At 63.2% G+C, this 25,324-nt stretch carries 24 protein-coding genes; 15 read left to right on the top strand and 9 right to left on the bottom strand.

Translation table 11 applies throughout. From position 1 onward, the window contains the following. The first annotated feature begins 8 nt into the window (after positions 1-8). Genes flgB through ACP694_RS16140 form a run of 3 tightly spaced genes read left to right on the top strand, consistent with a single transcriptional unit; the run spans position 9 to position 1,177 of the window. The gene (flgB, locus tag ACP694_RS16150) at positions 9-425 is read left to right on the top strand and encodes a flagellar basal body rod protein FlgB (RefSeq protein WP_426014032.1); all 417 of its coding nucleotides are present in this window, start codon (positions 9-11) and stop codon (positions 423-425) included. A gap of 10 nt (positions 426-435) precedes the next feature. Beyond that, entirely contained in the window at positions 436-858 is a 423-nt protein-coding gene (flgC, locus tag ACP694_RS16145) for a flagellar basal body rod protein FlgC (protein WP_426014030.1), read from the top strand. A 10-nt stretch (positions 859-868) separates the two neighbouring features. Beyond that, entirely contained in the window at positions 869-1,177 is a 309-nt protein-coding gene (locus ACP694_RS16140) for a flagellar hook-basal body complex protein FliE (protein WP_426014028.1), read from the top strand. 669 nt (positions 1,178-1,846) lie between these two features. Here ACP694_RS16140 and ACP694_RS16135 read toward each other — a convergent pair. The 4 genes from ACP694_RS16135 to ACP694_RS16120 form a co-directional block, all read right to left on the bottom strand. Continuing rightward, positions 1,847-3,568, bottom strand: a complete 1,722-nt coding sequence (locus tag ACP694_RS16135; protein ID WP_426014027.1) for a recombinase family protein — start codon at positions 3,566-3,568, stop codon at positions 1,847-1,849. A gap of 18 nt (positions 3,569-3,586) precedes the next feature. Further along, positions 3,587-4,000: a hypothetical protein gene (locus tag ACP694_RS16130; protein ID WP_426014025.1), complete on the bottom strand. Its 414-nt coding sequence runs from the start codon at positions 3,998-4,000 to the stop codon at positions 3,587-3,589. A 20-nt stretch (positions 4,001-4,020) separates the two neighbouring features. Then, positions 4,021-4,563 (bottom strand): hypothetical protein, encoded by a 543-nt coding sequence (locus ACP694_RS16125; RefSeq protein ID WP_426014024.1) that lies wholly within the window; start codon positions 4,561-4,563, stop codon positions 4,021-4,023. A gap of 557 nt (positions 4,564-5,120) precedes the next feature. Beyond that, positions 5,121-5,450 carry a DUF6572 domain-containing protein gene (locus tag ACP694_RS16120; RefSeq protein WP_426014022.1) on the bottom strand — a complete coding sequence of 110 codons (330 nt, stop codon included), beginning with the start codon at positions 5,448-5,450 and terminating at the stop codon, positions 5,121-5,123. A 126-nt stretch (positions 5,451-5,576) separates the two neighbouring features. On the opposite strand from ACP694_RS16120, the gene ACP694_RS16115 reads away from it, so the two are divergent. The 3 genes from ACP694_RS16115 (at position 5,577) to ACP694_RS16105 (ending at position 7,392) form a co-directional block, all read left to right on the top strand. Then, entirely contained in the window at positions 5,577-6,230 is a 654-nt protein-coding gene (locus ACP694_RS16115) for a hypothetical protein (protein WP_426014020.1), read from the top strand. A gap of 308 nt (positions 6,231-6,538) precedes the next feature. Beyond that, positions 6,539-6,958: a DUF2840 domain-containing protein gene (locus ACP694_RS16110; protein ID WP_426014230.1), complete on the top strand. Its 420-nt coding sequence runs from the start codon at positions 6,539-6,541 to the stop codon at positions 6,956-6,958. Then, positions 6,955-7,392 (top strand): ribbon-helix-helix protein, CopG family, encoded by a 438-nt coding sequence (locus ACP694_RS16105; protein WP_426014019.1) that lies wholly within the window; start codon positions 6,955-6,957, stop codon positions 7,390-7,392. Before ACP694_RS16110 ends, ACP694_RS16105 begins: the two co-directional genes overlap by 4 nt. Positions 7,393-7,398: 6 nt before the next feature. On the opposite strand, the gene ACP694_RS16100 is transcribed toward ACP694_RS16105, so the two are convergent. Together ACP694_RS16100 and ACP694_RS16095 are read right to left on the bottom strand one after the other, a co-directional pair. Then, a complete protein-coding gene (locus ACP694_RS16100; protein WP_426014018.1) occupies positions 7,399-8,913 on the bottom strand; it encodes a DUF3363 domain-containing protein in 1,515 nt (504 codons plus the stop codon). A gap of 4 nt (positions 8,914-8,917) precedes the next feature. After that, the gene (locus ACP694_RS16095) at positions 8,918-9,436 is read right to left on the bottom strand and encodes a hypothetical protein (protein WP_426014016.1); all 519 of its coding nucleotides are present in this window, start codon (positions 9,434-9,436) and stop codon (positions 8,918-8,920) included. A 363-nt stretch (positions 9,437-9,799) separates the two neighbouring features. Between ACP694_RS16095 and ACP694_RS16090 the strand changes: the two genes are divergently transcribed. Continuing rightward, positions 9,800-10,423, top strand: a complete 624-nt coding sequence (locus ACP694_RS16090; protein ID WP_426014014.1) for a hypothetical protein — start codon at positions 9,800-9,802, stop codon at positions 10,421-10,423. Then, positions 10,420-12,591, top strand: coding sequence for a hypothetical protein (locus ACP694_RS16085; RefSeq protein WP_426014012.1), 2,172 nt, complete (start codon positions 10,420-10,422; stop codon positions 12,589-12,591). Before ACP694_RS16090 ends, ACP694_RS16085 begins: the two co-directional genes overlap by 4 nt. An 85-nt stretch (positions 12,592-12,676) precedes the next feature. On the opposite strand, the gene ACP694_RS16080 is transcribed toward ACP694_RS16085, so the two are convergent. Both ACP694_RS16080 and ACP694_RS16075 read right to left on the bottom strand, forming a co-directional pair. After that, on the bottom strand, positions 12,677-14,413 hold the full coding sequence (locus ACP694_RS16080; RefSeq protein ID WP_426014010.1) for an AIPR family protein: 1,737 nt from the start codon (positions 14,411-14,413) through the stop codon (positions 12,677-12,679). Between the two features lie 415 nt (positions 14,414-14,828). After that, positions 14,829-15,068, bottom strand: a complete 240-nt coding sequence (locus ACP694_RS16075) for a hypothetical protein (protein WP_426014009.1) — start codon at positions 15,066-15,068, stop codon at positions 14,829-14,831. Between the two features lie 140 nt (positions 15,069-15,208). On the opposite strand from ACP694_RS16075, the gene ACP694_RS16070 reads away from it, so the two are divergent. The 6 genes from ACP694_RS16070 to ACP694_RS16045 all read left to right on the top strand — a co-directional run bounded on the left by ACP694_RS16070 (position 15,209) and on the right by ACP694_RS16045 (position 23,491). Beyond that, positions 15,209-15,973, top strand: a complete 765-nt coding sequence (locus tag ACP694_RS16070) for an ATP-binding cassette domain-containing protein (protein WP_426014007.1) — start codon at positions 15,209-15,211, stop codon at positions 15,971-15,973. Continuing rightward, the gene (locus tag ACP694_RS16065; protein WP_426014005.1) at positions 15,966-17,522 is read left to right on the top strand and encodes a glycine betaine ABC transporter substrate-binding protein; all 1,557 of its coding nucleotides are present in this window, start codon (positions 15,966-15,968) and stop codon (positions 17,520-17,522) included. Before ACP694_RS16070 ends, ACP694_RS16065 begins: the two co-directional genes overlap by 8 nt. Before the next feature lie 481 nt (positions 17,523-18,003). Beyond that, a complete protein-coding gene (locus ACP694_RS16060; RefSeq protein WP_426014003.1) occupies positions 18,004-20,526 on the top strand; it encodes a TonB-dependent receptor plug domain-containing protein in 2,523 nt (840 codons plus the stop codon). A 281-nt stretch (positions 20,527-20,807) separates the two neighbouring features. Then, positions 20,808-22,412, top strand: coding sequence for a flavin monoamine oxidase family protein (locus tag ACP694_RS16055; protein WP_426014001.1), 1,605 nt, complete (start codon positions 20,808-20,810; stop codon positions 22,410-22,412). A 41-nt stretch (positions 22,413-22,453) separates the two neighbouring features. Further along, entirely contained in the window at positions 22,454-22,846 is a 393-nt protein-coding gene (locus ACP694_RS16050; protein WP_426013999.1) for a c-type cytochrome, read from the top strand. Between the two features lie 144 nt (positions 22,847-22,990). Continuing rightward, entirely contained in the window at positions 22,991-23,491 is a 501-nt protein-coding gene (locus ACP694_RS16045) for a RidA family protein (RefSeq protein ID WP_426013997.1), read from the top strand. A 157-nt stretch (positions 23,492-23,648) separates the two neighbouring features. Here the strand turns inward: ACP694_RS16045 and ACP694_RS16040 are convergent, their stop codons facing one another. After that, the gene (locus ACP694_RS16040; protein WP_426013995.1) at positions 23,649-24,776 is read right to left on the bottom strand and encodes a PLP-dependent aminotransferase family protein; all 1,128 of its coding nucleotides are present in this window, start codon (positions 24,774-24,776) and stop codon (positions 23,649-23,651) included. Positions 24,777-24,850: 74 nt separating this feature from the next. Here ACP694_RS16040 and ACP694_RS16035 point away from each other — a divergent pair, with 74 nt between their 5' ends. Next, positions 24,851-25,282, top strand: coding sequence for a MarR family winged helix-turn-helix transcriptional regulator (locus tag ACP694_RS16035; RefSeq protein ID WP_426013993.1), 432 nt, complete (start codon positions 24,851-24,853; stop codon positions 25,280-25,282). Positions 25,283-25,324: the final 42 nt, after the last annotated feature.

Here is a 25,324-nt window from a genome sequence, read left to right as displayed (position 1 = left end):
TCTTCTCAATGCTCAAGAGCCGCCTGAGCTATCTGTCCGAGCGGCAGAAGGTCATCGCCCAGAACGTCGCCAACGCCGACACCCCGGACTACCAGCCGCGCGACCTGAAGGCCTACAGCTTCAAGGCGACGCTGGACCAGCAGGCGACGGGCCAGCCCTACCGAGGCGGACCGGTGGCCCAGCCGGCCGGCGGTGTCCAGATGATCGCCACCAGCGCCGCCCACATGGCGCCGACCAAGCCGGCCAACATTTGGCGCGCCCCCGAGGGCCCCGACACCGAGACCACGCTGGACGGCAATTCGGTGACGCTGGAAGACCAGATGCTGAAGATGACCGACGCGCGGATGAACTACGACGCGGCGGTCAGCTTCTACCAGAAATCCATGGCGCTGCTGAGAACCTCCACGCGTCGGCCGGGCAGCTAAGGAACCCTAGATGACCGAGATCCGCTCCCAGTCGATGGCGACCATGGCGATCGCCGCCAGCGCTTTGAAGGCCCAGCAGGGCCGGATGCGGGTGATCGCCGAGAACATCGCCAACGCCAATTCCACCGCCCGCGTGGCCGGCGGCGACCCCTATCGTCGCCAGGTGCCGGTGTTCAAGCCCACCACCCTGCCCGGCGGTGGCGAGGGCGTGTCAATGGCCAAGGTCGATCCGGACATGAAGGACTTCCGCACCGAGTACGACCCCGGCAACCCGGCCGCCGACGCCAAGGGCTATCTCAAGCTGCCCAATGTCGACACCCTGGTCGAGGCGCTGGACATGAAGGAGGCGCAGCGCGCCTACGAAGCCAACATGAACGTCATCGAGACGTCGCGGGCCATGGAGTCCCGCACCCTCGACATCCTGCGCAAGTAAGGGCTGACCGATGATCACCGCGCTCGCCGCCGCCAAGGCCTATGCCGCCCAGGGCTCGATGGCCACGCCATCGCTCGGCGGGATCGGCGAGGTCAAGAAGGGCATGGACTTCGGGGCCATGGTCCGCTCGGCCATGACCGACACGCTGCACCAGACCCGCGCCGCCGAAACCAAGATGGCCCAGCAGGCCTCCGGCAAGGCCGAACTGATCGACGTGGTCACGGCGATTTCCTCGGCCGAGGCCAGCCTCGATACGGTGATGGCCGTGCGGGATCAGGTGATCTCGGCCTATCAGGAAATCATGCGGATGCCGATTTAAGGGATGGCTTAGCCCATCGCTAACACGATGAGTGTCCGCTGTTCGGCGGACGACCAATTTCGGCTTTCGACCCATTGCGGACCGTTGCACACCAACGCATGCTGCAGAACATGATCGACTACGTTTCGAGCCTGATGCAGGCGGACGCATTAAGCACCAAAGCCGCAGTCGTGGCTCAGGTGCCTGTTGGCACGCCGATAGCGCACGCGGAAAAGACCATGCGTCGCGCCGGGTTCAAGTGCTCGCGTGCGGTTAACGAGAGCTACGCGGACTATGCGAACAGAGGTGGCGCGCAGGTCACTAGGGGACCAGCGAATTTTCTTTACTGCGACTCAGGTGCTCGCCGGACCCGTAGCTGGTTCGTATCCAAACGATGGCAGGTCTCGCTGGAAGATGTCGGGGGACGCGTCGCCTACGTAGGCGTTGGCGTAGGCCTCACCGGCCTCTAAATTGGCCATACGTCCGACATCCACCCTTCGCTGACATTCCGAACGTCCGCTTCCGGTGAAACCGGCATCCGCTCCGGATGTGGCCACGCCTTATAGCCTTGGTGGATCGGAGCTCTGGCGTCTGACGATGTCAAGGACGGCGCGAAGCGCCGCCGCGACGCGGCCGCCAGAGGCGGTCCTTGACATCGTCAGACGCCAGAGCAAGCTCGCCATCAAGGTTTTAAGGCGCGGCCTCGCCGTTGGCGGGCGGATCGGGAAGGGGCTGAGCGACTTCATATCTCAGCACCATCATTCTCGCCCGAGAGTCAGCCGAGACGGATAGCGGTCCACCTAGAAACGCGCCAACGGCCTTGCGCCGTTGACCTCCGTCGTCCTGAGCCCACTGGAGAAGCGTCTCGAACTCGCTGCGTAGCTCGGCGAAGATCTCGCCGCGATTGGGTCCGGGCGTGAGGATAATCTCCTTGATCACCGCCCGCAACGCCTGGGCCGCTTCGTTGCGCTCCTCGGGCTGGCTGAGCGCTTCGCTGAGCCGTTCGACCTTGCGCCGGTATAGCTCGGCCATGTTGGGGTGAAGATCGGGCACGTCGGCGACGGGTTCGGCGAGCTTGGCCTCCAACCCTTCGACCTCGGCCTCCAGCCCCTTCAGCCGCTCCATGAGCGGGCGGGTATAGCCGCCGTCCTCAATGGCGCTGACGATGCCGGCGATGGACTTGCGGGCCTTCTCCAAGCGTACCACGTCACCCCCGCGCGTGGCGCGGCGCTGATGGTTGAGGCGATTGCTCTCCTCGATAAATGACCGCATGGCCTGGGCGATGGCGTCGGGCGTGACCAGACGCTCTTTGAGCCCCTTGAGAACGCGCTCCTCCAGTCGGTCGCGGACGATGGTGCGGCCATTTGCGCAGCCATTGCCAAGGGCGTTGTTGGAACAGCCAAACCGATTGCCCGACCGCTTGGCGACCGTGCCACCGCAGACACCACAGACGATCAACCCTGACAGCAGGGTCTTAGGCCGCCGCATGGCCGTTAGGGCCGAGCGGTGCTTGGCCATGTTCTCCTCGTAGACGTGGACAAGGCTGGACTGCTTGGCCCGCGCGGCGGCCCACAGCTCATCGCTGACGATCTGGAGGTGCGGCGCCAGGACGTGAACCCACTCGCTCTCAGGGTTGAACCGCAGGGTGATCCGGCCGGTGTCGGGGTGTTTCATCCGGCGACGCCGGTTCCAGATCATCTCGCCGACATAGAACTCGTTGTTGATGATCCCCGAGCCCAAGGCCCGGTTGCCCCGGATCGAGGTGTCGCTCCACCGACCGCCCCACGGCGCGGGCACGCCCTCCGCGTTCAACTCAATGGCGATGCGGCGCGGGCTCTTGCCGGCGGCGTAGTCGCGGAAGATACGCCGAATGACCTGCGCCTCATCGGCGATGATCTCACGCTCGCCGGTTGAGACCCGGCCCGCCTCGTCGATGGTGCGGATGACCTTGTAGCCATAGGCGTTGCCGCAACCGACCTTGCCCGCCTCAACGCGCCCCCGGATACCCCGATGGGTCTTGGCGGCGAGATCCTTGAGGAACAGCGCGTTCATCGTGCCCTTGAGGCCGACATGCAATTCGCTGATCTCGCCCTCTGACAGGGTAATGATCGGCACGCCCGCAAAGCGCAGCCGCTTAAAGGCGGCGGCGATGTCCTCCTGATCCCGACTGAGCCGGTCCAAGGCCTCAGCGACCACCACGTCGAACTTGCCGGCCAGAGCATCGCGGAGCAGCGCCTGAAAGCCGGGACGGAAGATCACCGTCGAACCGGAGATCCCCGCGTCTGAATAGGTCTCGACGACGGGCCAGCCCTGCTTGTCGGCGTGCATTCGGCAGATGCGGAACTGATCATCAATCGAGTGCGGCGACTGCTTGTCGTCGGAGTAGCGGGCATAGAGCGCGACGCGGGACATGATCGAACCTCCAAGCTCTCAGGAATCGCCGTCACCGGCTGGGGCGTTGGCGGCCTCTTGAGCCGCAAGGAATTGCTCGCGAGCCATCTGCCGTCCCAGCAATCGCGCCAGGGTCATGACCACGGCGTCGAACTCGGGAGGGGTGGAAGGCTCATCGTTGGCGGGAATGATCGTCCCTGACGAGGGACGTGGGGCGTCGTCCATGCGGGGCTCCTTGGGGGCAGGAGCCAGAAGCGTTGGGCGCGTCTTGGTATCGGTCAACGCAAGGTCATCAGCCGAAACAAGGGCTTGGATCGAACTGCGGGATACGCCGGGAGGCCCGCCGGATACTGGCGGCGCCTTTGGAAACCGAAAGAGTAAATCGAGATTTTTTCCCACCAGCCCCTCAAGACGCGCCAAACCTGCAACAAACCCGGTGGCGACGCGCAGCATTCTGGGGTTCGCCCCCCAAATCACTGCGGCTCAACCCGCAACGATCCGCTGGGCGCGTAAGCCGCGCCACAGCCGGGACAGTAAGAGCGGGACAGGAACGTCCAAGCCTGTCGCACGAATGGCCAAGCGTCGCCGCGCTCGAAGTCAAGGATGCGATAGGCAATGGCAAGCTGAGCTGAAACGTCCTGAATGGTCTGGGGCGTGAGCTTGCCAAGGGGCTTCAGCGCCTCTTCGCGTACATCGCCAAGACGGCGACATTCGGCGTCGGTGGCGTCCATTTCCGGCCCCATGGGCAAGGCTCGGATCTGAGCTTGCGTGAGCTTGAAGTAGTCGAACTGACGGACTGCCAAGGTCTCAAGCTGCGACCAGCGCGAAGCGAGGCGATCAATCTCTAGGTCCAACGCGATCCAGTTGGCGCACTGCGCGGGAATCTCGGCCGCCCCTACGGGCGCCAATCCCCGCGCAGGCCCCGCCAACGGCAACGCAGCGGTTGCGCCGATCACGGCGCGACGTGAGAAGGCAGGCAGGCGCGTGCTGTCGCCCGTCTTTCGACGCTGGCCCATAGCGTAGGTCCTGATTCAGAGGTTATCGTCACTCTATCAATCCGAATCCTCCATATCAATCAAAAACAACCATACGGCATAAAAAATACCATTCATGCTGACAGGCGCGCAAATTCGAGCTGGACGGGCTCTCTTGGACTGGACTGGCGCTCAGCTGTCCGAAGTCTCGGGCGTGTCGCTCCAAACCATCCGGCGGATGGAGGGCACCGTAGGAACCGGCCGGAGCTCAGTCGCAAATATCGGGTCTATCCGGCGAGCCCTGGAAGACGCTGGGGTGGTTTTCCTGGAGGCTGATGAGGCCAATGGCGTCGGCCCCGGCGTTCGCCTCAAACTAGATCGCGGTTGAGCCGCAGGCGCGGAACGCGCCTGATTCGGCTTAAACCGCTTGCCGAGCCCAAGCCGGGCGGCGAGCGGCCGGTCAAGGGGGCGCGAAGCGCATCGCCGAAGGCGGCGGCAAAGCCGCCCTTGAGGGGGCGATCACCGGCTGGCCCACCCGCCAACAGCAAATGACCCAGAAGCGGACCCTCGCAACTTATCAGAAGGGTGGAAGTCGGCCGTTAGTCACCGTCCGGAAGCGCGCAAGGTTCGAACTCAATACCCACGCCGATCAACTGCTGCCGCACGTCATTGAGGAAGCGCGTAGCCTCATCGTCCGGCTGATACTTCCACACCAATCTGATAAGCGCGGGCTTACCCTCCGCAGACGGCAAGGTTTCGACCAATTGGCCGGAAAGATAAGCGTTCGCGTACGCTTCTACCTTAGCTTCAATGAACGAGAAGTGGTTCGGATCGCGCCATGGAAGGTGGTCGCTGATCAACATCTCGACGCACGAACCGCCTTTACTAAGGCCAAGGCCGTCGATCACGTTTGCATTTTCGACGCTCACTAGGCCCTCATTCGTAGAAAGGCATAGCTTCCCGATAACAGCTGGTGTCCGCAATGGATTTTGGCAATTCCGGATTTGCAGCGATGATGACAACTTGGCCGACGCAGCGGAGACCTGCACGACCCGATGGAGAATGAACTGAAACAAGATAGGGGGGCATTTGAGCCGAGCGACGCTTCAGTCGATGTGCGGTTCGTCAAGGGCAATGAAGGCTTCTCGTCGATCCCTGAAATTGTGGCGCTGTCGGGGTTGAACGAACGGTTTGCGGTCATCCAGGAGACAGCCGTCGAAGGTTGCTCCGACTGGTATTTTGACAAGCTGCTATGGCGATGCCTTGTAACATACCTGGCGGAACGGGGCGGCCAGGTGACCGTACTTGTTCAATGGCGCGGCACCGACGAGGTCCCGATTGACGAATACATCGGGCCTTGGGAGCGGATCGAGCCGCAAGATCAGGAGCCGCCCTGGGCTCTCCTTGTACGCATCGACGGTCGACTAACCCTCTCCATGGTCACGGAATATTGGTGCCTAGTCGGCGGTCCCATTCCCTATCACGACAGCTATACCTATTCGCTATTTAGCCAGCGCGATGTCAGCGAAGAGGTCCTGCTCGCTATCAAAGGGAGCCCTGCTGTCCGTCGATGGCATTTGCAAGAGGATGTCATTGGCGTCTCCCCTGAAAATTCGAGATCGTCGCCGGTAGAGCGATCTCCGCGTTGGTCGTTGATATCGTGGCTTCGGGGGCGGAGAAAAGCGCGCTCGTCAATACTGGGGGCGTGACGTCCAGGGTATCAGATGGGTCGGGTCCAGAAATCAGCCCCGCGCCTGTAAGCGGACCTTGGGCGCGATGCCGGGAGGCGGACGAGACGATAGCTATGCGTGGGGAAACCCGCCGTTTCTTTCCCACAGCCTGTCTTTCTACGACGACGGTTCACCTCCCCTTGAAGCCGCGAGCGTTGCGCGGACCATGGCGGCGCCATGCCCGAATCCGCTCCATTGCTGCCGACCGAAGTCCACCTGATCTGGCTCAAGGGCCAGTTTCAGCGCTGGATACGCTTCGGCCGCATCGCTGATGAGCGCCTGAGCGCCTGATCGACCGTCGCCGCCGCGTCGTCTCCTTCGCCCCTGGCGCGGTCTTCGCCGTCGTCCATTGGGAGGCCGGCCAATACGGCACCACCCTGTCACGGCTCTGGGTCCTGCGAGCGGTTGCCACGGGCGAAGCCTTCGATGCCGTGCCCCTCGTCGCCCCCGGCGCTGGAATCCTGCTGGACCTGAAGACCTGGGTGAAGGTTCAAGCCGCCCTGGTGGTCATCGACGCCATCGAAGCCCAGGGGCTGCGGCCCGAGCGGGTCGCACCTGACCATTGGCGCCACGTTGGCGCACGCATCGCCGTAGCCCAGGCGCCCTCCGCCTATGACCGCGCCCGCCATCGGGCTTGGTTGATGCGCAAGCGCTTGGGCCTAACCGGCGACAACAACCTCTTGGCGGGCGCCGGAGATCCCTCATGAAAGTCGAGACCAAGGTCTATCTGCCGCCTGATATCGCCAAGGCGCTCGATCAACTGGCGGCCCGTACCCGCCGCCCGAAGTCTGAGATCGTCCGTGCGGCGGTAGCCTCGTTCATGTCGCCCGATGGCGCGGAGCGAACGGAAGCAGCCCTGATCCGACGGCTGGACCGAATGAACCGCCACATGGAACGGATCGAACGGGAGACCCAGGTCGGCAACGAGGCTTTGGCGATCTTCATCCGCACTTGGTTCGCCTCCACGCCTCGCCTAAGCGCCCAAGACAACGCCGCCGCTCAGGCTATGGGACGCCAGCGCTATGGCGACTTTCTGGATTTGCTCGCCCGTCGCCTGTCCACGGGCTCGTCGCTGGTTGATCAGGTGTTTGAAACCACGAAGGGCGCCGATGCGCCCGACGCACCGGACTCCCCGGACTGACTCCCCTCAGATCCCCAGGCCGCGACCGCGCCCAAGCTGCCACCTCACCCCGCCGCCGGGCTCCATCATCCCGGCGATCTGCTGGCCCCGATAGCGCTCCAACGCCGGGCGCCAGGGCACAAGGCTGAAGTCATAGTTCCCCTCGATCACCGCGAACTTGCCCGACGCGAGTTGGATGCTGTCGGCGAGCCTTCCCTTCACGGGTTGACCGGCCTCCGGGACACGGAAGGGCAAGTTCTTCTCGTTAGCGAGTTCTGCCCCGACCTTGGCGACCTCCTGCCGCTCCAGGGTGCGCAGCAGATCGGGCTTGGCACGCCATCCGCCGTCGAGCGTCCGCGTGGCGTGGCCCTGCCGCAAGAGAACGCCGCGCCGCCGCTCCAGCGCCCTCTCGACCTCACCGCCAAACCCTTGCGACGCGGCCTCGGGCAGACCCTTGCCGACAAGTTGCCGGTCCAGCCAGGTTGCGCCATCGCTGGTGATCTGGCTCTCAAGGTCCAAGGCCGACAGAAGCCGAACCTGGGCGCGGCGGCCCTGCGACGCGTCGAAGGCCTCGGCGCGGGCCTGGAAGTCGTTCGGGATGTGCCAGATGTCAGTGCCCAGGCGCTCGACCACGTTGGCCCGGCGTAGCGCCTCCAGCCTGCGAACATGGGCTTCGACGAAGTCGTCGGCGTTGGCGCCCGGCGCAAGCCGCATCTCGCCGCTCTCTAGCCGCTGGCGGTGCCCACTGGGGCGATAGACGCCACCGTCCGCGAGCCCTGCGATTGTGCGATCGGCTGGCCGGCTGGTCGGCCGCGCGCCGGTCTCGACGATGGCGCCGAACTTGATCTCGCTGGCGGTGTCGCCATCGACCTCGACGTGACGGACCCGGCCGTCGAGGCCATCGACGATCAGGCCGATGCGGTCGCCCAGTTCATCGACCAGACGCTTGTCGATCACCCGGCCGATCTTCGGTGTTAAGCCCCCGCCATCGGCGTCGATGACCATTGTCTCCAAAGCGCGCGATTGGCCCCGGCGGCTGAGCGCCCGGCTCATGGCCTTGATGATGTCGCCGCGCTCTCCAAGCGCCTGTAAGGTCGGCTCGATGTCCTTGGATAGGGTCCAGACACCCGGCGCGGCCTGTTCGGCTAAGCCCAGGCGCTCGAGGGTCTTCAGTCGGCCAAGTCGTAAGGTTGCTTCGGCCTCGGCCCGGACCTGTCCGGAAGCCGGGCGAAGGTCGAGCGATTGGCTGGCGTCGAGATCCTGGATCATCGCCCGGTCGATGCGGGTCAGGCGTTCGGCCGTGATCTCGGCCTGGAGCTTGCGGGCCACCTCAAGCTCGGTCTCCTGAGCCAGCTCCAGGGTGGCGAGGTTCTCGGCGCGATGGCGCAAGCCGGCGGTGATGTAGTCCTGGGCGATGATCAGGTCTTTGCCACGATCATCGACGCCCCGGATGACGACATGGCTGTGCGGGTGTCCGGTGTTGAAGTGATCGACCGCCACCCAGTCCAGCCGCGTGCCCAGGTCGGTCTGCATCTGTTCCATCAGCTCACGGGTGAAGGATCGCAGATCCGATAGCTCCGCGCCGTCCTCCGGAGCGACGATGAACCGAAAAAAACTGGCGGCGGTCGCCGGCTCCGCGTTCGGTGAAGGCGTTGCTGTCCACGTCATCGGCGCTCGGCCCATAGAGCTTGGCAGGCTCGCCGTCGCGGGCGACACCATCGCGGACGAGATAGAGAAGATGCGCGCCGGCCGCTTGGCTACCGCGCTTGAGGCCGACGATGCGGCCCTTCACGACGACGCGGCGCGAGCGATAGCCGGTGGCGTGTCGCTGGCTGGCTTGATGCTTGAGGCTGTTGGCGGCGTCTTGGCCTCGGCCGATCCGCGAGCAGCGGCCGGGGGCGTTCGGAGCTATGGCCTTGCCGCCGGTCCGCTTCGTGCGGCTCGCGCCGCCACCCGCGCGCTTGGCGACAACACGGCTTAGGCGACCGGCGCGGCCGATCGCCTGTCGGCCGTCACTGTGGATACGGCCGGGACGAATCTCGAAATCCAGCAGGTGGTCGTCCATGGCCAAAGCATGCGCCTGCGGGGCAAGAAATCAACGATTTGGGGCTTGGGGCCGGGTCGTGGCGTTGAAAAAGAAACGCCCGGCAAGTTCGCCAAGACCACCCCCAAAAAGGTGGACCCGGAAAATCCAGTGTGCAGACAATCGCATCGCGCCCACCTGGGCCGGATGCTTCAATCTTGCCTTATGTCCACCCTCCCATGTTCCGCCATTGTTCTCTCGGAGCAAGCCGCTCAAAGGCAAACGCATGACGTACAAGGTGTCGAGGCGACGCCGTGGGCCGCGACGTGCGGCAGGCTTACCCTTTGCTCTGCATGCGCGGAAATAGCTTGACGGTAAAGCCAAGCTGCGCGCGCTATCCGCGCAATGCGTAGTGCAATAATCTTTCTCGACTGGGATACCGCGCGCCGCCTCGGCCCCCGCCCGAGCATCGCAACAAAGGATCTGAAACGCGCTGCTAGGGAGGTAGAAGGAGTCTTCAATGCGCTCCAGCCAGTGGTTGCTGCGCACCTAAAATCAGTCGATGCCAAGACGCCGTTTCGAGTTCGATGGCGCCTCTATCACGGCTGGTACACAGGAACGAGCAAGACTGACGACATGCGCGCAGTGGAACAATATCGCCTGGTAGCACGGTCCACAGTGATCGATCTTGTCTCGTTCGGTGCGGATATCGAAATCGCGGATCGGATGTTATGCGCCGGTCCACGCATGCCACTTTTCGATACGCTTAGATCCCAGATCGACGGCGATCCCGGTGCCCTGCGGCAGAAAATGGTTGATACGGGTCTGGTTGGTGACCTGCTGTGGTCCGTCCGCAGCGCCAAAGACGACATTCATGTCGTGATTGGCGATGACGATGATCTGCTACCCGGAATTTTCATGGCCGATCAGTGGGGCGCGAAAGTTCACATGCTGCGTCGGCAAGCTGGAAGCCGGCATCTAAAGACAGCGGGCCTAGTGACGATCTTACCAGATAGGAATGCAGCTTGATTAACGCTGACAGGTTCGAGCTTGATCTGCGCCCCTTTGCGGATCCGGCGACGGTGGTCGAGGTCATCGCAGGGGATGCGCTCCTGCGTGCCCGCCTATTCCGTGAAGGCGAAGAGCTAAACGTAACCATCGACGTGCAAACGGGGAAGGTAAATACTCGCTCCGAATCCGGCTCGGAGCGCAGTTTTGTCAATTTTAGATCCCTACTTGCCTCAGATTTGTTCGCCGCCGTCAAGACGATGGCGGATAATCAAAAGCGAATACTTTCACAGTCTCTACCTGCACTCTTCATAGAGCCTGAGGGGATTGTGGATGGGGCTCCGCTCAGTCAGAGCGTATTTGAAAACTCCACATCACTTCCCACGCACATAAACGACGAGAAGCCTATCAGGCTAATACTAATTGACGGACCGGCAGGTGTTGGAAAGACATCTACGATCTCACGGCTAGTTTCCAGGCGCGCTATCAACTATGGCAAAGAGGCGTTTGAGCCCCCTATACTGCATGTCGCAAATCGCGGAAGGCGCCTGGTGAGTTTCGACGAGCTTGTTGCTCTTTCAATCCAGCTTGTCCGCGCCAAATTTACGTATGATCAAGTTCCGTCTCTAATTCGCAATGGCGTCATTCAGATAGCTATCGACGGATTTGATGAGCTTGTAGACGCTGATGGTTACGCAGATGCGTGGTCTGTGCTGAAAGATTTCTTAAATGAAGTTGGAAGTGGAGGGCCAATACTCCTTGCCGGACGAGATACGTTCTTCGATCTTGCCGGCTTCAGGGAGAAGTTGGGGGATATATCGTCATACACAGCTATTTCCCACGTCCGCCTTTCATCCATCACCCCAAAATCAGCCAAGGAATGGCTAGTTAGGTCTGGATGGGGTGAAGATGACCTCAAAACAGACCAAGCGCAGGATCTGCTGAAGGAAAATTCATACGCGCTTCGACCCTACTTCCTCAGCGAAATAGCAAAAGTGGGCAAGCTCGAAACACTTTTACAGGAGCTGGTCAATCCACGAGAATATCTCGTCCGTAAATTTATAGAGCGCGAGGCTGGACTAATAGTTCAGAGGGTTCCACTAGAGAAGGAAAAGGCGATCGGCCTTCTCTTGGAGCTTTTCGAGCTCATAGCAATTGAAATGGCTGAAGCGGAAACAGAGGCAGTGGATGTTCCGTTTCTCCAACTGGCCGTCGAAGTCACGTTCGGTAAAGAAATCAAAGACCCCACTGATCTTGCGAAGCTTCGGCATAAGGCCGGATCCTTTGCCTTGATGGACAACGATGCTCGACAAGACTTCCGTAAATTTCCGCATACGGAAATATCCAACCATTTCCTTGCTAGCGCGCTTCTAAAGAGACTCAGAGATGGAGACACGCCGCGCTTTCTTCGAAGAGGTTATCTCGGTTCAGACTTTATGTCGGTTGTGGGCGACACATTCTTCAGCATGGATATCAAGACAGTCACCGAGGTACGGCGACGCCTGATTAATCTCACGCGTAGCGATGTCGGTTTTGAACGATTGACGGAAAATGCCAGCAGTTTGTCCTTGTCTACGCTTGTCGTTAATTCCCTACCGGAACCACTACAGCTAGTTGGGCTTCCAGCTGGCGAGGTGGTTATTTTCGGAACAGCAGGCAATGCCGACCTTACCAATGTCACTATCGCTCGAATGGATGCGCGAGGGGCTGATCTATCAGCAGTAAAGTTTGACAACTGCCGTGTATCAATAATGGTTGTTGATGGCAGCACTGCATTCGGGTCTCAGCCGCCCGCAGTAGATTGCTTGATGGTGGAAGACCTGGGTTCACAGGAAATGCACTACAACCCAGCAGCTATTTCTTCCTGGATTGAGGCGCACAGGCCAACACCTGTGCCTGAGGACGGTAATCGTGAAGCGGTCGAACTTTTAGAGCGCGTGGCGCGGGTGTTTATGCGGCAATTCTACATTAAAGACGAAGCGTCAGAATTTGAAGGTCGTTACCTATCGATGCCATTTTGGCCGGAGATCGAGGCGATCCTTATCGACGCAGATCGATTGCGGCGGAACGATCGCAAGGACGCCGCGGGGCGCCCCTGCGACTTCGTTCATATCGTAGATGCCGGTGCGCTGCTGGCTGCCGCGACAAATGAAGATCAGAGAATATGGCGCCAAGTAGCCAGCATATAGTTGGATGCGATCCACGACCTCTCAGAAAACGGCAGTGAAAACTCCCCGCTAGACTGGATGTTGGAGGAGGCCGTCACTTAAAGTCCTATTCGCGAGCCCACGCGAGAAGGTCCGGCTGCATGGGAACCTGCTCTCCATCGGGCTTGTCGTACAAGCGCGCAAGTTCTTCACACTTCTGAGTATTTTTCGCAAATTGAGCCAAATAGTCGTTGGCATGATTTGCTTCAATATAAGCCGACACTTTGATGAAAACCGGAGCGCACGCCTTACGTGCGGCCGTAGTTACATCTTCATCGGTGCAGTCAGGGGCAAAGCATCGTTTCACTTCGGGATCTTGAAAAACGAAATGCAAGACCACGCGGTTTAGGTGGATGGCCACTAGCGAAGCGCGCGGAGCCGCAGACGCCTTCAGGACGTGCAACTCCTCGTCGACAGCCCTCATAACTCTGACGGCCCGCCAAAGGCGGCCGGTGGATAAGCTGGCGTTGAAGAGATCGGTGTATGGGGGAGCTTCGGTATCTGCCCAAATGGCGCCGATCTCCCGCTTTACCTGCACCGCTAGAGCGATTGAGCGTTCGCTGGCAAGCGCCTGCGTTGCCTCAACGATGCTACATCCGTCATCGCTGCGTGGATCGGATTCGCCGGTCTTGTAAACGTAACGGCGCTTGTCCAGAGCGAAGTCCGTAGCCAGTCGATGCTGCAACGGGTCCATGGCCGCAAACTCGCGGTTTCCAACGGCGTTCTGCAAATTGGCAGCTCTGGTTATCAGGCGGCCGAACTCCGGGGAGGTTTTGGCTAGCGAAATAATCCTCACCGGCACAAACGATTCAGCAAACTCACCCTCTGGATCAACGGAAGATCCCACTATTGTGCCAATGCTCCCGACAGTTTGGGCTCCGTTGACAACACTTACACCTTCGCAATTAAAAATTCCGACTGCGCGACCAGGAGATCCCACCAAACTCTTGTCTACAGAATCGCAAATTACTGTTATGCCATTGTTGAAATACCAGAAATTGCTCGGGCTTTCAGCCAGCGTTCGTTGAATTGCATTATTAACTCCCGAGTTTGTATAGAAAAGTCGAAGGTTTTGGGTGAACAAGAAGCTGCGATGCTCTTTCCACCATTGCGCTACCTCGGTTACATTGGCGCGGCCATAGTAGGCCAAATACGGTTGCTCAATTAGACCCCAATCTTGAAGAGCGACCTGTAATTTAATTTTTGGATCGGTCGTTTCCGATGTGATTAGACCGTAGACGCCCGCTTGGTCGAAGTCGTCGTAGCTGGCGATTTGAACCGCGCCGTTTAGCTCGGTCACGAGGTCTTCGATGGCCTTGACCGCATGAGGTGCCGGCCGCTGGCTCCCCGTATGGATCGTAACAAGCCGCAGACGAATTGGCCGCTCCGAGTAGAGTATTGATCGAATTTCGGATTGCTTGTCGCGGATCCTCTGATCGAAACGTTCGAAACGATCGGCAAGCAGATCTCGTACACCGTTGGCGAACTTGTTTGAGGCGATCTCATTAATGCTGGAATTTCCGACCTTGCTCCACTTCGCCTGTACCAGCAGCAGCGTATCCGTCTTGGTATCGAAATGAATCGCGTCGATACCGCCATCGTTGTAGCCGTCAACAACTGAGTTTGCAGCAACACTAGGCTCTTCGCCAGCCAGGCGCCGCACAGCTAGAGCCGCAAGAGCTCGCGATAAGAAAGCGGCGTCTGCTTGCTCAGCCGGATGCTTGTCATAATCCGAAAGATCGATGTGGCTGCGAAATTGCTGGGTCAGCACGTTCGCAATGCGAGTGATCGTTAGCGAGCTCATTCCACACGATCCCGGTGGGCCGCTTCCTTGGCAAGGCTTAAGTGGCGCTCAGGGGGAACTGTCGCGCCGTCCACCACGGGTGACCGTCAGCTCCGAACCGCTAAAATTGCTAATGCGAGCTGTTGTCGGTTTGGCGAGCGCTCGGCCGTGAGTTTGTCGCCCGGGGTCGCAGCCATTAGTGCAGGCGTGGCATCCAGACCTTCAGATAGTTACCGCGAGTAATTGTCGGTCACGGATGACACCCGCCCTTGTGGCGGGAACCCCTTGTTCAGCCGACAGTGCTCTGCCTTGGCGGGCTGGCGCGCCACACCTCTGCCCTTGCGGCGGACGCAGGGGTTCTCGCCACAAGGGCGGGAATGACGGCTGAAAGATGATGGGCTTGCGGGATCAAAACTGAGACTGGAGCTAAGCCCCCTCAGCGCGTGATCGTCACGCTCAGATGCGGCAGCGCCGCGAGCCAGGTCGAGCCCAGGGCCCAGGCCTGGTCCACAGTCCCATGCACGTCCACCACGCCCCGCAAAGCCGCGATCATGCCGCCCCACACCAGGACGTTGAGCAGCATCATCGTCAGCAGCAACCAGCGCAGGCGGGCGTTGGCGGCGCGGGCCCGGCGGTGGAGGTTGACTGGGCGGGCGTCGAAGGCGGCGGTGGTCATGAGCGGTCTCCAGGGAGCCGGCGCCCGTCGCGGCGAACCGCGCCGGGAATCAGCTGTCGCTACAGGCTTCCCACGCCGCGCGTTCTGGCTGACTGTGACACGACGCCGTGCGACACGGCGCCGCTTCCCTCTGGAGCCGCATGACCGACGCCATCGTCCTCGACCAGGTCAGCAAGACCTATGACGGCGCGGCCGTTCTCCAGCCCACGAGTCTTTCGATCAGGAAAGGCCAGTTCGTGGCCCTGGTCGGCGGGTCGGGGGCCGGCAAGACCACCCTGCTGAAGACGATCAACGGCCTGGTCGCGCTCACCGCCGGCAGGGTGCGCATTGATGGCGCGGCGACCGCCGACCTCGACGGGCCGACCCTGAGGCGGCGCATCGGCTATGTGTTCCAGGAGGTGGGCCTGTTTCCCCACCTGACCGTGGCCGAGAACATCGGCGTCGTCCCCACCCTGCTGGGCTGGGAGCCCGCCAGGATCGCCGAACGCACCACCGAGCTGCTGGCCCTGGTCGACCTGCCGGCCGCCCTCGCCGCGCGCCGCCCCGCCGCCCTGTCCGGCGGCCAGCGCCAGCGAGTGGGCGTCGCCCGGGCCCTGGCGGCCCGGCCGTCGATCCTGCTGATGGACGAGCCGTTCGGGGCGCTGGACTCCGTCACCCGCGTCGCCCTGGCCGACGACGTGCGGCGCCTGCACGACCAGCTCGACCTGACCACCGTGATGGTCACCCACGACATCGCCGAGGCCGCGCTGCTGGCCGACCGCATCGTGGTGATGGCGGGGGGCAAGGTGATCGCCGACGATACGCCGAAGACTTTGCTGGCCGGCCATGCCGACCCGGCCGTCGAGGCCCTGATGCAGGCTCCCCGCCGCCAGGCCGCCCGGATGCGGGAGATCACCGGTGAATAGCGGTCTGCTCTCGCTCCTTCCCGACCGCCTGGCCTGGCACGTGGTGCTGTCGGCCTCGGCCCTTGGGCTCGGCCTGCTCATCGCCCTGCCGCTGGGCGTGCTGGCCGCCCGCAGCCCGCGCCTGCGCTGGCCGGCCCTGGCCCTGGCCGGACTGGTCCAGACCATCCCCAGCCTGGCCCTGCTGGCGCTGTTCTACCCGCTGTTGCTGCTGCTCTCCAACCTGGCCAAGGGGGCGTTCGGCCACGGCTTCTCGGCCTTGGGCTTCTTGCCGTCTCTGCTGGCCCTCACCCTCTATTCCATGCTGCCGATCCTGCGAAACACCGTGGCCGGCCTGACCGGTGTCGAGCCGGCGATCGTCGAGGCGGCGCGCGGCGTCGGCATGACCGACCGCCAGCGGCTGTGGCGCGTCGAGCTGCCCCTGGCCCTGCCGGTGATCATGGCCGGCGTGCGCACGGCGGCGGTGTGGACCATCGGGGCGGCGACCCTGTCGACCCCCGTCGGCCAGACCTCGCTGGGCGACTACATCTTCTCCGGCCTGCAGACCGAGAACTGGGCGATGGTGCTGACGGGCTGTATCGGCTCGGCCGCCCTGGCCATGGCCGTCGATCAACTGCTGGGCCTGGTCGAGCGCGGGGCCGAGCGGCGCGACAAGCGGATCTGGGGCGCGGGCCTGGCGGGCCTGACCATCGGCCTGGTCGCCGCCGTCGCGCCCCTGGCCGCCGACTTCGCGCCTCACCCCTCGACCTATGTGATCGGGGCCAAGAACTTCTCCGAGCAATATATACTGGCCGAGCTGATGGCCGACCGGCTGGAGGGGCATGGGGCGCGGGTCACCCGCAAGATCAACCTCGGCTCGGCCGTCGCCTATCGCGCCTTGGCGGCCGGCGAGATCGACGCCTATGTCGACTATTCCGGCACCCTGTGGGCCAATGTCCTGGGCCGCACCGACAATCCCGGCCGCGCCGCCGTGCTGGATGGCCTGCGCGCCGAGCTGAAGCGCCGCGACGGCGTGGTGCTGCTGGCGCCGCTGGGCTTCGAAAACGCCTACGCCCTGGCCATGCGCCGCGACAAGGCCCAGGCGCTCGGGATCAGGACCCTGGCCGACCTGGCGGCCAAGGCGCCCGACCTGACGATGGGCGGCGACCTGGAGTTCTTCTCGCGCCCCGAATGGGCCAACGTCGAGCGCGTCTACGGCCTGCGGTTCAAGGCCAAGCGCCAGTTCCAGCCCACCTTCATGTACCGCGCCCTCGGCTCGGGCGAGGCCGACGTGATCTCGGCCTTCTCCAGCGACGGGCGCATCGCCGCCGACGGCCTAGTGGTGCTGGGCGACCCCAAGGGCGCTCTGCCGCCCTATGACGCGGTGCTGCTGGTCTCGCCGAGCCGGGCGAACGACGCGCCGCTGCGCAAGGCGCTGGCCGGGCTGGACGGAGCGATCACGGTCGAGGCGATGAGGGCGGCCAATCTCAGCGTTGACCGCGACGACCACAAGAGCTCGCCGACGGAAGCAGCGAGGGCGCTGGAGAAGGGTTTGAGAACGGGACAGCCGTGAACGCCCGGCCGAGTCGGCTCGGGTCCCGACGTTGGTCGGGATAAGCGGAAGGTAGGGGCGCGCAGTTGCCCCCAACGCGCCCTCACGCCGGCCACATCTCAAGTTTTCCGTGCGAACGACCGCTCACCACCTTGAGACGTTCAGCCAACAGGCGGGCGCCCGACTGGGGGGAATTGTGGCGGTTTGGCGCCGTTGCGCTGCACAGCGATCTGCTCAAAAGCCGCAAACGGCGCCGTCCAAAGGGGCGCCTGAGCCTGCAACGGCGCTGTTGCGGTTCGGTAACGGAACGATCTGTTGCAGAAATTTCAGGTTCGGCGAACAGTCAGTTCGCGGCAATGTCCGTGAGTTCAGTTTGTATTCGCGTCCAAAAATAAGAATAGCCTAATTGGGTTGAAGCGCCATGGAGGAGAACACAATCGCGCGTTAAGCGCATGAGGGGGTATAGATGAATAATTACTCGCGGAATATTCTGCTCGCAGGAGTGTCGCTCATTTCGCTTTGCGCGACCGGTGCGGCTTTTGCTGCCAGCGCGGACACTCCGGAGACCCCGGATCCCACCGAAGTCGAAACCGTCATCGTCACGGGCACGCGCACCACCGGCATGAAGGCCGTGGACAGCCCGGCCCCGATCACGGTGCTCGGCAGCGACGTTCTCAAGCGCACGGGCCAGCCGGACATGATCCAGGCCCTTGCCCAGAACGTGCCCTCCTTCAACGCCCAGGCCTTCGGCGGCGACACCGCCGCCCTGACCCTGTCGGCCAAGCTGCGTGGCATCAGTCCCAACCACACCCTGGTTCTGCTGAACGGCAAGCGCCGTCATGGCACGGCCAACCTGGCCGTGCTGGGCGGGGCCTATCAGGGCGGCGCGGCCGCTGATCTTAACTTCATCCCGCTGGCCTCGGTCGACCACATCGAAGTGCTGCTGGAAGGCGCCGCCGCCCAGTACGGCACCGACGCCATCGCCGGCGTCATCAACATCATCCAGAAAAAGGCCACGTCCGGCGGTGAGGTGATCATCAGCGGTGGCGGCTATCAGGACGGCGGCGGAACCACCGGCGACTTCACCGCCAATATCGGCATCGCCCCGACCGAGAAGTCCTATCTGAACCTGACGGGCGAGACCAAGTACCACGGCTACAGCTTCCGCGGCGCCTATGACCCGCGCGTAGTGGATTCGGTCTATAACGCCGGCGCCAACAACAGCCCGGCCAAGAGCTATCCGCAGGTCAAGAACGCCCCCAACTGGCCCTATGTGAATCGCATCGCCGGCGACGCCCAGTACCGCCAGACGGTGCTGGCCTACAACGCCGGCTACGAGATCACCCCGGACATCGAGCTTTACAGCTTCGGCACCATCGGCCGCAAATGGAGCGCGGCCCACGAGAACTATCGCCTGCCCAACGTCGTCAAGGGCAAGATGGCGACTGACATTGCGTTTCCCCTGGGCTTTGACCCCAAGGAGTCGATCACCGAGACCGACTACGCGGTCACCGGCGGCCTCAGCGGCGTGACCAACGCCTGGAACTGGGACATCAGCTCGACCTATGGGAAGGACGACGACTCGGTCAACGTCCTGAACACCGCCAACGCCTCGCTCTATGCCGACACCTCGACCCTGACGACCGCCGGCTACACGCCGCGCAACATCCACGCCGGCGGCTTCATCAACACCCAATGGAGCAACACCCTCGACGTCAGCCATGACTTCGAGGTCGGCATGGCCGGCCCGCTGACCTTCGCGGCGGGCGGCGAATACCGCAAGGAAACCTACGAGATCACGGCCGGGGACAGGGCCACCTATTATGGCGGCGGTTCGCAGTCCTATTTCGGCTTCGCCCCGGTCAACGCCGGCAAGCACAAGCGCAACAACAAGGCGATCTATGCCGACATCGCCCTCAGCCCGATCGCGCCCCTGAAGCTGGACGCCGCTGTCCGCTATGAGGACTTCAGCGACTTTGGCGACACCACCGTGGCCAAGCTGACCGCGCGCTACGACTTCTCGCCGGCCGTCGCCCTGCGCGGCACGGTCAGCAGCGGCTTCCGGGCGCCGACCTTGGCGGAGTCCTACTATTCGGGGATCAATGTCTCGCCCAGCTCGATCAGCGGCCAACTGCCGCCCAACTCGCCCGGCGCCAGCCTGCTGGGCATCAACGGCCTGAAACCGGAAAAGTCGGAAAACTTCAGCATCGGCCTGGTCACGCATCTGGCGCCGAAGCTGACGATCACGCTCGACGCCTATGAGATCAAGATCAAGAACCGCATCGTCAGCTCCGGCACGTTGTACGGCGAGAACATCATCACGGTCGGCGGCGTGAAGGTGACCAACGGCATCGTCTCGCCGGCGGTCATCGCGGCCCTGGCGGCCAACGGCGTCAATGTGGATTCCTCGATCCGCACCAACGCCACCTACAGCGTCGGCGCCAACATGTTCGTCAACGGTCTCGACACCCGCACCCGGGGCGTCGATTTCGTCGGCACCTACTATTCCGACTTCGACACCTGGGGCCGGATCGACTGGACGCTGAGCGGCAGCTACAACAAGACCGAAGTCACCAAGATCGCAGCCAATCCGCCTGGCCTGGATCCGCGCCTGACCCTGTTCGACGCCATCTCGATCGCCAATCTGGAAGACACCTCGCCCAAGTACAAGATCATTGCCGGCGCCTTCTGGAGCCTGGACAAGTGGGCAGTGAACCTGAAGGAAACGGTCTACGGCGAATCCTCGGGCCTGAGCAATGACAGCGGCTCGTCCAACCTGATGAAGACCACGGTCAAGACGGCTCTGATCACCGACCTGGACATCAGCTATGCGCTGCTGGACTCGGTGAAGCTGACGATCGGCGCCAACAACCTGCTCAACCGCTATCCCAACCGGATCAACGGCCTGCTGCGCGAACACTATCTGAAGAACAACAGCAACGGCTACGTGACCCAGTTCCCCTCGTTCTCGCCCTTCGGCATCAACGGCGGCTACTACTACGGCAAGGTCGTCTACAGCTTCTGATCGCTGGACCTGCCCTCGACGGCGGAAGAGCCGGGCCTCGCGCCCGGCTCTTTTCGTTTCGATTCGCTGTTCTCGTTTTTGGTCAAGAGAGTGAAATTTCACTTCGCCCGCTGTTCGCGCAGGCGGCGCTTCCGGCGCCCATGCGCACGGCATAAGCGGGTTTTAAGGACGGCCCGGGGAGTTTCGCATTGCTCCGGCGAGGCGCAAGTTTCGTGATGCGCAAGCTGGGGCGTCCGGTTCGCGGACGATCGATCACAGCACAAGAAAATTTCGGGGGTCGTATGGGTGATCAATCGGTCGCGGCGTCGGGTGGCGTGTTGACGCGGCGGCGGTTTTTCGAGGGTCTCGCGGCCTTCGGCGGCGTTTCGCTGGCCATTGCCGGCATGGACGCCCTGGGTTTCGGCTTCTCCTCGGCCATGGCCGCGCCCCCCACCCTGGAAGGCGACGCGAAGGGGACCAAGGTGGTGGTGCTGGGCGCCGGCCTGGCTGGCATGACCGCCGCCTATGAGCTGACCAAGGCCGGCTACCAGGTGCAGATCATCGAGGCCCGGTCGTTCGCCGGCGGTCGCTGCCAGAGCGCGCGCAAGGGCTTCCAGCACACCGACCTGAACGGCAACGCCCAGACCTGCGACTTCGACGAGGGCCTGTATATCAACCACGGCCCGTGGCGGATTCCGTATCACCACCGCTCGACCCTGCACTACACCAAGCTGTTCGGCGTGCTGCTGGAGAGCTTCGTCAACGACAATGACGCCGCCTATGTCTATTTCGAGAAGGGCGAGGGCCCGTTGAAGGGCAAGCCGGTCCGCAAGGGCCAGATCGCCGCCGACGCCCGCGGCCATGCCGCCGAGATGATCGCCAAGGCCGCCTCCAAGGGCCAGCTCGACGCGCCGATGACGGCCGAGGATCGCGACCTGTTCGTGGCCTACATGATCAATGAAGGCCGGCTGTCGGCCACCGACCTCAGCTACACCGGCGCCGACGGCCGCGGCTTCGACGTCAAGCCCGGGGCCGGCGTCGATCCTGGCCCCGGCAAGGAGTCCACGCCTTACAGCCTGGCCGACATCCTGCATTCCAAGGCCTGGCAGGTGCTGACCTCGGTCGCCGGCTACGAGCAGCAGCGCACCATGCTGCAGCCGATCGGCGGCATGGACCAGATCGCCAAGGGCTTTGAAAAGCGCGTCGGCAGCCTGATCCGCTATTCCTGCGTGGTCGACAAGATCAAGCAGAACGCCAAGGGTGTCACGGTCACCTACACCGACAAGTTCGGCGAGCAGGACACCATCTCGGCCGACTACTGCATCTGCACCATCCCGCTGAGCGTGCTGAAGAACATCGACGCCGACTTTTCCAAGCCGTTCAAGGCCGCCATGTCCGGCGTGGCCTATGCGCCGGTCAACAAGATCGGCCTGCAGATGAAGACCCGGTTCTGGGAAGACAACCACTTCATCTATGGCGGCCACATCTACAACGACATGCCGGGCATCGGCACGATCACCCTGCCGTCCACCGGCTGGCAGAGCCAGAAGGGCGTGCTGCTGGGCTATTACGCCTTCGGCGGCGAGGCGGTGAAGGTCAGCATGAAGAACCCCGCCGACCGCGCGGCCTTCGCCGTGGCCGCCGGCCAGAAGGTGTTCCCCGAATATGCCGAAAACTTCGAGACCGCCTTCTCGTTCAGCTGGCACCTGGCGCAGTTCAATCTGGGCGGCTGGGCCGAGTGGAGCGAGGACGGCCGCAAGGAGTCCTATCCCGTGCTGTGCGAGCCCGACGGCCGCATCTATCTGTCGGGCGAGCACCTGACCTATCTGGGCGGCTGGCAGGCCGGCGCGATCGAATCAGCCTGGCAGCAGATCGGCAAGCTGCATGCCCGGGTGCGCGCGGCATGAGCCGAAGCTATGCCTTGGGAAAACATGGGTTTGGAGATTCCATGAGCCATTCGATCGTCTTGGCTTGCGGCCTCCTGGCCGTGTCGGCCTTCGCTGTCTCGGCGCATGCGGCGACGCCCCAGTCGCTGTTCAACGACAACTGCTCGGCCTGTCACCAGACCACCGGTAAGGGCGTCAAGGGCGCTTTCCCGGCCCTGGCCGGCAACGCCTTCGTGCGGGGCGACGCCGGGCCGGTGATGGCCACCGTCCTGGCCGGCCGGGCGGGCATGCCGTCGTTCAAGGACGACCTCAGCGACGCCGAACTGTCGGGCATCCTGACCTATGTCCGCTCCTCCTGGGGTAACAAGGGCAAGCCGGTGACCCCCGCCGACGTGGCCGCCGCGCGGGTGAAGCTCAAGGCTGTGAAGAAGCCGATCAACCTGCAGGCTCATTGACTATAATTCCGTCTTCCCGGCGAAGGCCGGGACCCAGGTGAAACCCCGTGAGCCGCTCTGGATGAATCTGGGTCCCGGCCTTGCCGGGAAGACGGGTGAGAGTGGCGTCCGAAATTTTCAAAAACGACATCAAGGAAACGACTCATGAAGCGCCTGATCCTCGCCGCTGCCCTGGCCGCACCATTCGTTTTGGGCGTCGCAACCGCCGCCAACGCCCAGGCGGTCCATGTCGGCCCGCCGACCTCGCCGATCTCCAGCGTGGTGGTGGCGCCCGCCGGCTATGAGACGATCTATGTTAGCGGCATGACCCCGCCGGCCCTCGACGCCAAGGGCGACACCGCCCTGCCGGCCACCTTCGGCGACACCAAGACCCAGACCCTGGGCGTACTGACCCGCATCCAGGACGCGCTGAAGGCCCAGGGCGCCGACATGGGCGACGTCGTCATGATGCGCGTCCTGCTAGTCGGCGACCCGGCCAAGGGCGGCAAGATGGACTTTCCGGGCATGATGGAGGCCTACAAGACCTTCTTCGGCACGGCGACCCAGCCCAACAAGCCGGCCCGCATCACCAGCCAGGTGGTGTCACTTGTCGCTGGCGGCATGCTGGTGGAGATCGAGGTCCAGGCGGTGAAGAAGCCGAAATAGAGGGCTTTTCCACAATTCCGCTCATCCCGGCGAATGCCGGGACCCAAATCCCATGGCGTCGAGGATGATTGGAAGAGCTCCGCGCCCGTGGAACCCAGTCTGAGTCCTTCCATCTGGGTCCGGGCATTCGCCGGGATGAGCGGAACGGGAAGAGGCCCTAGCCCTCCCGCAACAGCGCCCCCAACACCTTCAACCCCCGCTCCGCCGCCTCTGGCGCGGCCAGGCTGAAGTTGAGCCGCAAGGTCGAGCTTGCGCCGCCCTGGGCCAGGAAATGGCTCCCCGGCGTGAACAGCACGTTCCGCTCCAGCGCCCGCTTCAGCAGCGCCTCGGTATCCACGCCATCCGCCAGGGTCAGCCAGAAGAACAGCCCGCCCGGCGGGGTGGTCCACGCGGCCCGGTCGCCCAGATGTCGCGTCAGGGCCTCGGCGAAGACGTCGCGCTTTCGCCGGTAGAGGTCCACCACCCGCGCCATCCGCGCCTCACGGTCCGGGTCGGTCAGATATTGCAGCACCATCCATTGGCTCAGTCGGTTGGTGTGCAGGTCGGCCGCCTGTTTCAGGCGCACCAGATAGGGGAACAGGTCTTCCGACGCGGTCAGGAAGCCCAGGCGAAGGCCCGGGGCGACGGTCTTGGAGAACGAGCCCTGGTAGATCCACGACGCCGACTTCAGGTCGGCGCTGACGGGCCGGCGGTCGCAGGGCTCATAGGCCAGGTCGCGATAGGGATCGTCCTCGAACAGGATCACGTCATGGGCGTCGCAGGCCCTCGCCATGGCCAGGCGCTCGGCCGTGGTCCAGCACTGGCCGGTCGGGTTCTGGAAGGTGGGGGTGACGTAGGCGAGGGCGGGGGCCGCCTCGTCCCAACCGGCGGCAGGCGCGGCGCGGTCGAGGATCTCGAACCGCGCGCCGAAGAACCGGAACACCTGCAGGGCAGCCAGATAGGCCGGCGATTCCACGGCCACCCCGACGCCCGGATCGACCACCAGCTTGGCGACGAGATCGATGCCCTGCTGCGAGCCCGACAGCACCAGAATCCGCTCGGCCGGCGCGTCGATCCCCAAAGCCGTCAGTTCCTTGGCGATCTGCTCTTGCAGGTCGGGCTCGCCCTCGGTCGGGCCATATTGCAGAAGGGCTTGCGGCGGGGGCGGCAGGTCTAGCCCCGCGAAGGTCTCGGGCGAGGGCAGGCCGCCGGCGAACGAGATCACCCCCGGTCGCTGGGCCACGCTGAGCATTTCGCGCACCGGCGAGGCGTGCAGGTCGGCCTTCCGCATCGACAACCGCGCCATGGTTCGTCTCCCCCTTCAGGGTCAATAAGCTTGACCTATCGACAGTCATTGATCGCGTCGACTACTGTGTCAACATGATTGACCTAAACCGCCAGGCCCAGCTGCGGACCGCGATCGAGTCGCTGTACTTCGCCTATCGCGGCTTCACCGACCGCCCCGACCGCATGCTCGAGCGGCGGGGCCTGGGCCGCGTGCATCACCGCATCCTCTACTTCATCGGCCGCCGGCCCGACGTGTCGGTCAAGGGCCTGCTCGACCTGCTGGCCGTCAGCAAGCAGGCGCTGAACGCGCCGCTGCGACAGCTGTTGGAGATGGGGCTCGTCGCGGCCGTGGAGGGGACGGAGGACCGCCGGGTCAAGAACCTGCGGCTTACTGCTGAGGGCCAACGGCTGGAAGCCGAGCTGACCGGCGCCCAGATGAAGCACCTGCAAGCCGCGTTCGACAGTGCAGGCCCGGCGGCGGAGCAGGGATGGCGGGACGTGATGGCGGCGCTGGTCCAGGGCTAGGGCAGACGCACAAAGTACCGGTCAAGCGACCCGATGTTGGCA

It is taken from the genome of Caulobacter sp. DWR2-3-1b2 (genome assembly GCF_049896345.1).
Classification (GTDB): domain Bacteria; phylum Pseudomonadota; class Alphaproteobacteria; order Caulobacterales; family Caulobacteraceae; genus Caulobacter.
This window is presented reverse-complemented; position numbering and strand designations above follow the sequence as displayed.

Excerpts from the sequence above, each read along its gene's own strand:
- flgB (WP_426014032.1), top strand. The coding sequence starts at position 9 with ATGCTCAAGAGCCGCCTGAGCTATCTGTCCGAGCGGCAGAAGGTCATC.
- flgC (WP_426014030.1), top strand. The coding sequence starts at position 436 with ATGACCGAGATCCGCTCCCAGTCGATGGCGACCATGGCGATCGCCGCC.
- ACP694_RS16140 (WP_426014028.1), top strand. The coding sequence starts at position 869 with ATGATCACCGCGCTCGCCGCCGCCAAGGCCTATGCCGCCCAGGGCTCG.
- ACP694_RS16135 (WP_426014027.1), bottom strand. The coding sequence starts at position 3,568 with ATGTCCCGCGTCGCGCTCTATGCCCGCTACTCCGACGACAAGCAGTCG.
- ACP694_RS16130 (WP_426014025.1), bottom strand. The coding sequence starts at position 4,000 with ATGCTGCGCGTCGCCACCGGGTTTGTTGCAGGTTTGGCGCGTCTTGAG.
- ACP694_RS16125 (WP_426014024.1), bottom strand. The coding sequence starts at position 4,563 with ATGGGCCAGCGTCGAAAGACGGGCGACAGCACGCGCCTGCCTGCCTTC.
- ACP694_RS16115 (WP_426014020.1), top strand. The coding sequence starts at position 5,577 with ATGGAGAATGAACTGAAACAAGATAGGGGGGCATTTGAGCCGAGCGAC.
- ACP694_RS16105 (WP_426014019.1), top strand. The coding sequence starts at position 6,955 with ATGAAAGTCGAGACCAAGGTCTATCTGCCGCCTGATATCGCCAAGGCG.
- ACP694_RS16100 (WP_426014018.1), bottom strand. The coding sequence starts at position 8,913 with ATGGAACAGATGCAGACCGACCTGGGCACGCGGCTGGACTGGGTGGCG.
- ACP694_RS16095 (WP_426014016.1), bottom strand. The coding sequence starts at position 9,436 with ATGGACGACCACCTGCTGGATTTCGAGATTCGTCCCGGCCGTATCCAC.
- ACP694_RS16090 (WP_426014014.1), top strand. The coding sequence starts at position 9,800 with ATGCGTAGTGCAATAATCTTTCTCGACTGGGATACCGCGCGCCGCCTC.
- ACP694_RS16080 (WP_426014010.1), bottom strand. The coding sequence starts at position 14,413 with ATGAGCTCGCTAACGATCACTCGCATTGCGAACGTGCTGACCCAGCAA.
- ACP694_RS16075 (WP_426014009.1), bottom strand. The coding sequence starts at position 15,068 with ATGACCACCGCCGCCTTCGACGCCCGCCCAGTCAACCTCCACCGCCGG.
- ACP694_RS16070 (WP_426014007.1), top strand. The coding sequence starts at position 15,209 with ATGACCGACGCCATCGTCCTCGACCAGGTCAGCAAGACCTATGACGGC.
- ACP694_RS16055 (WP_426014001.1), top strand. The coding sequence starts at position 20,808 with ATGGGTGATCAATCGGTCGCGGCGTCGGGTGGCGTGTTGACGCGGCGG.
- ACP694_RS16050 (WP_426013999.1), top strand. The coding sequence starts at position 22,454 with ATGAGCCATTCGATCGTCTTGGCTTGCGGCCTCCTGGCCGTGTCGGCC.
- ACP694_RS16045 (WP_426013997.1), top strand. The coding sequence starts at position 22,991 with ATGAAGCGCCTGATCCTCGCCGCTGCCCTGGCCGCACCATTCGTTTTG.
- ACP694_RS16040 (WP_426013995.1), bottom strand. The coding sequence starts at position 24,776 with ATGGCGCGGTTGTCGATGCGGAAGGCCGACCTGCACGCCTCGCCGGTG.
- ACP694_RS16035 (WP_426013993.1), top strand. The coding sequence starts at position 24,851 with ATGATTGACCTAAACCGCCAGGCCCAGCTGCGGACCGCGATCGAGTCG.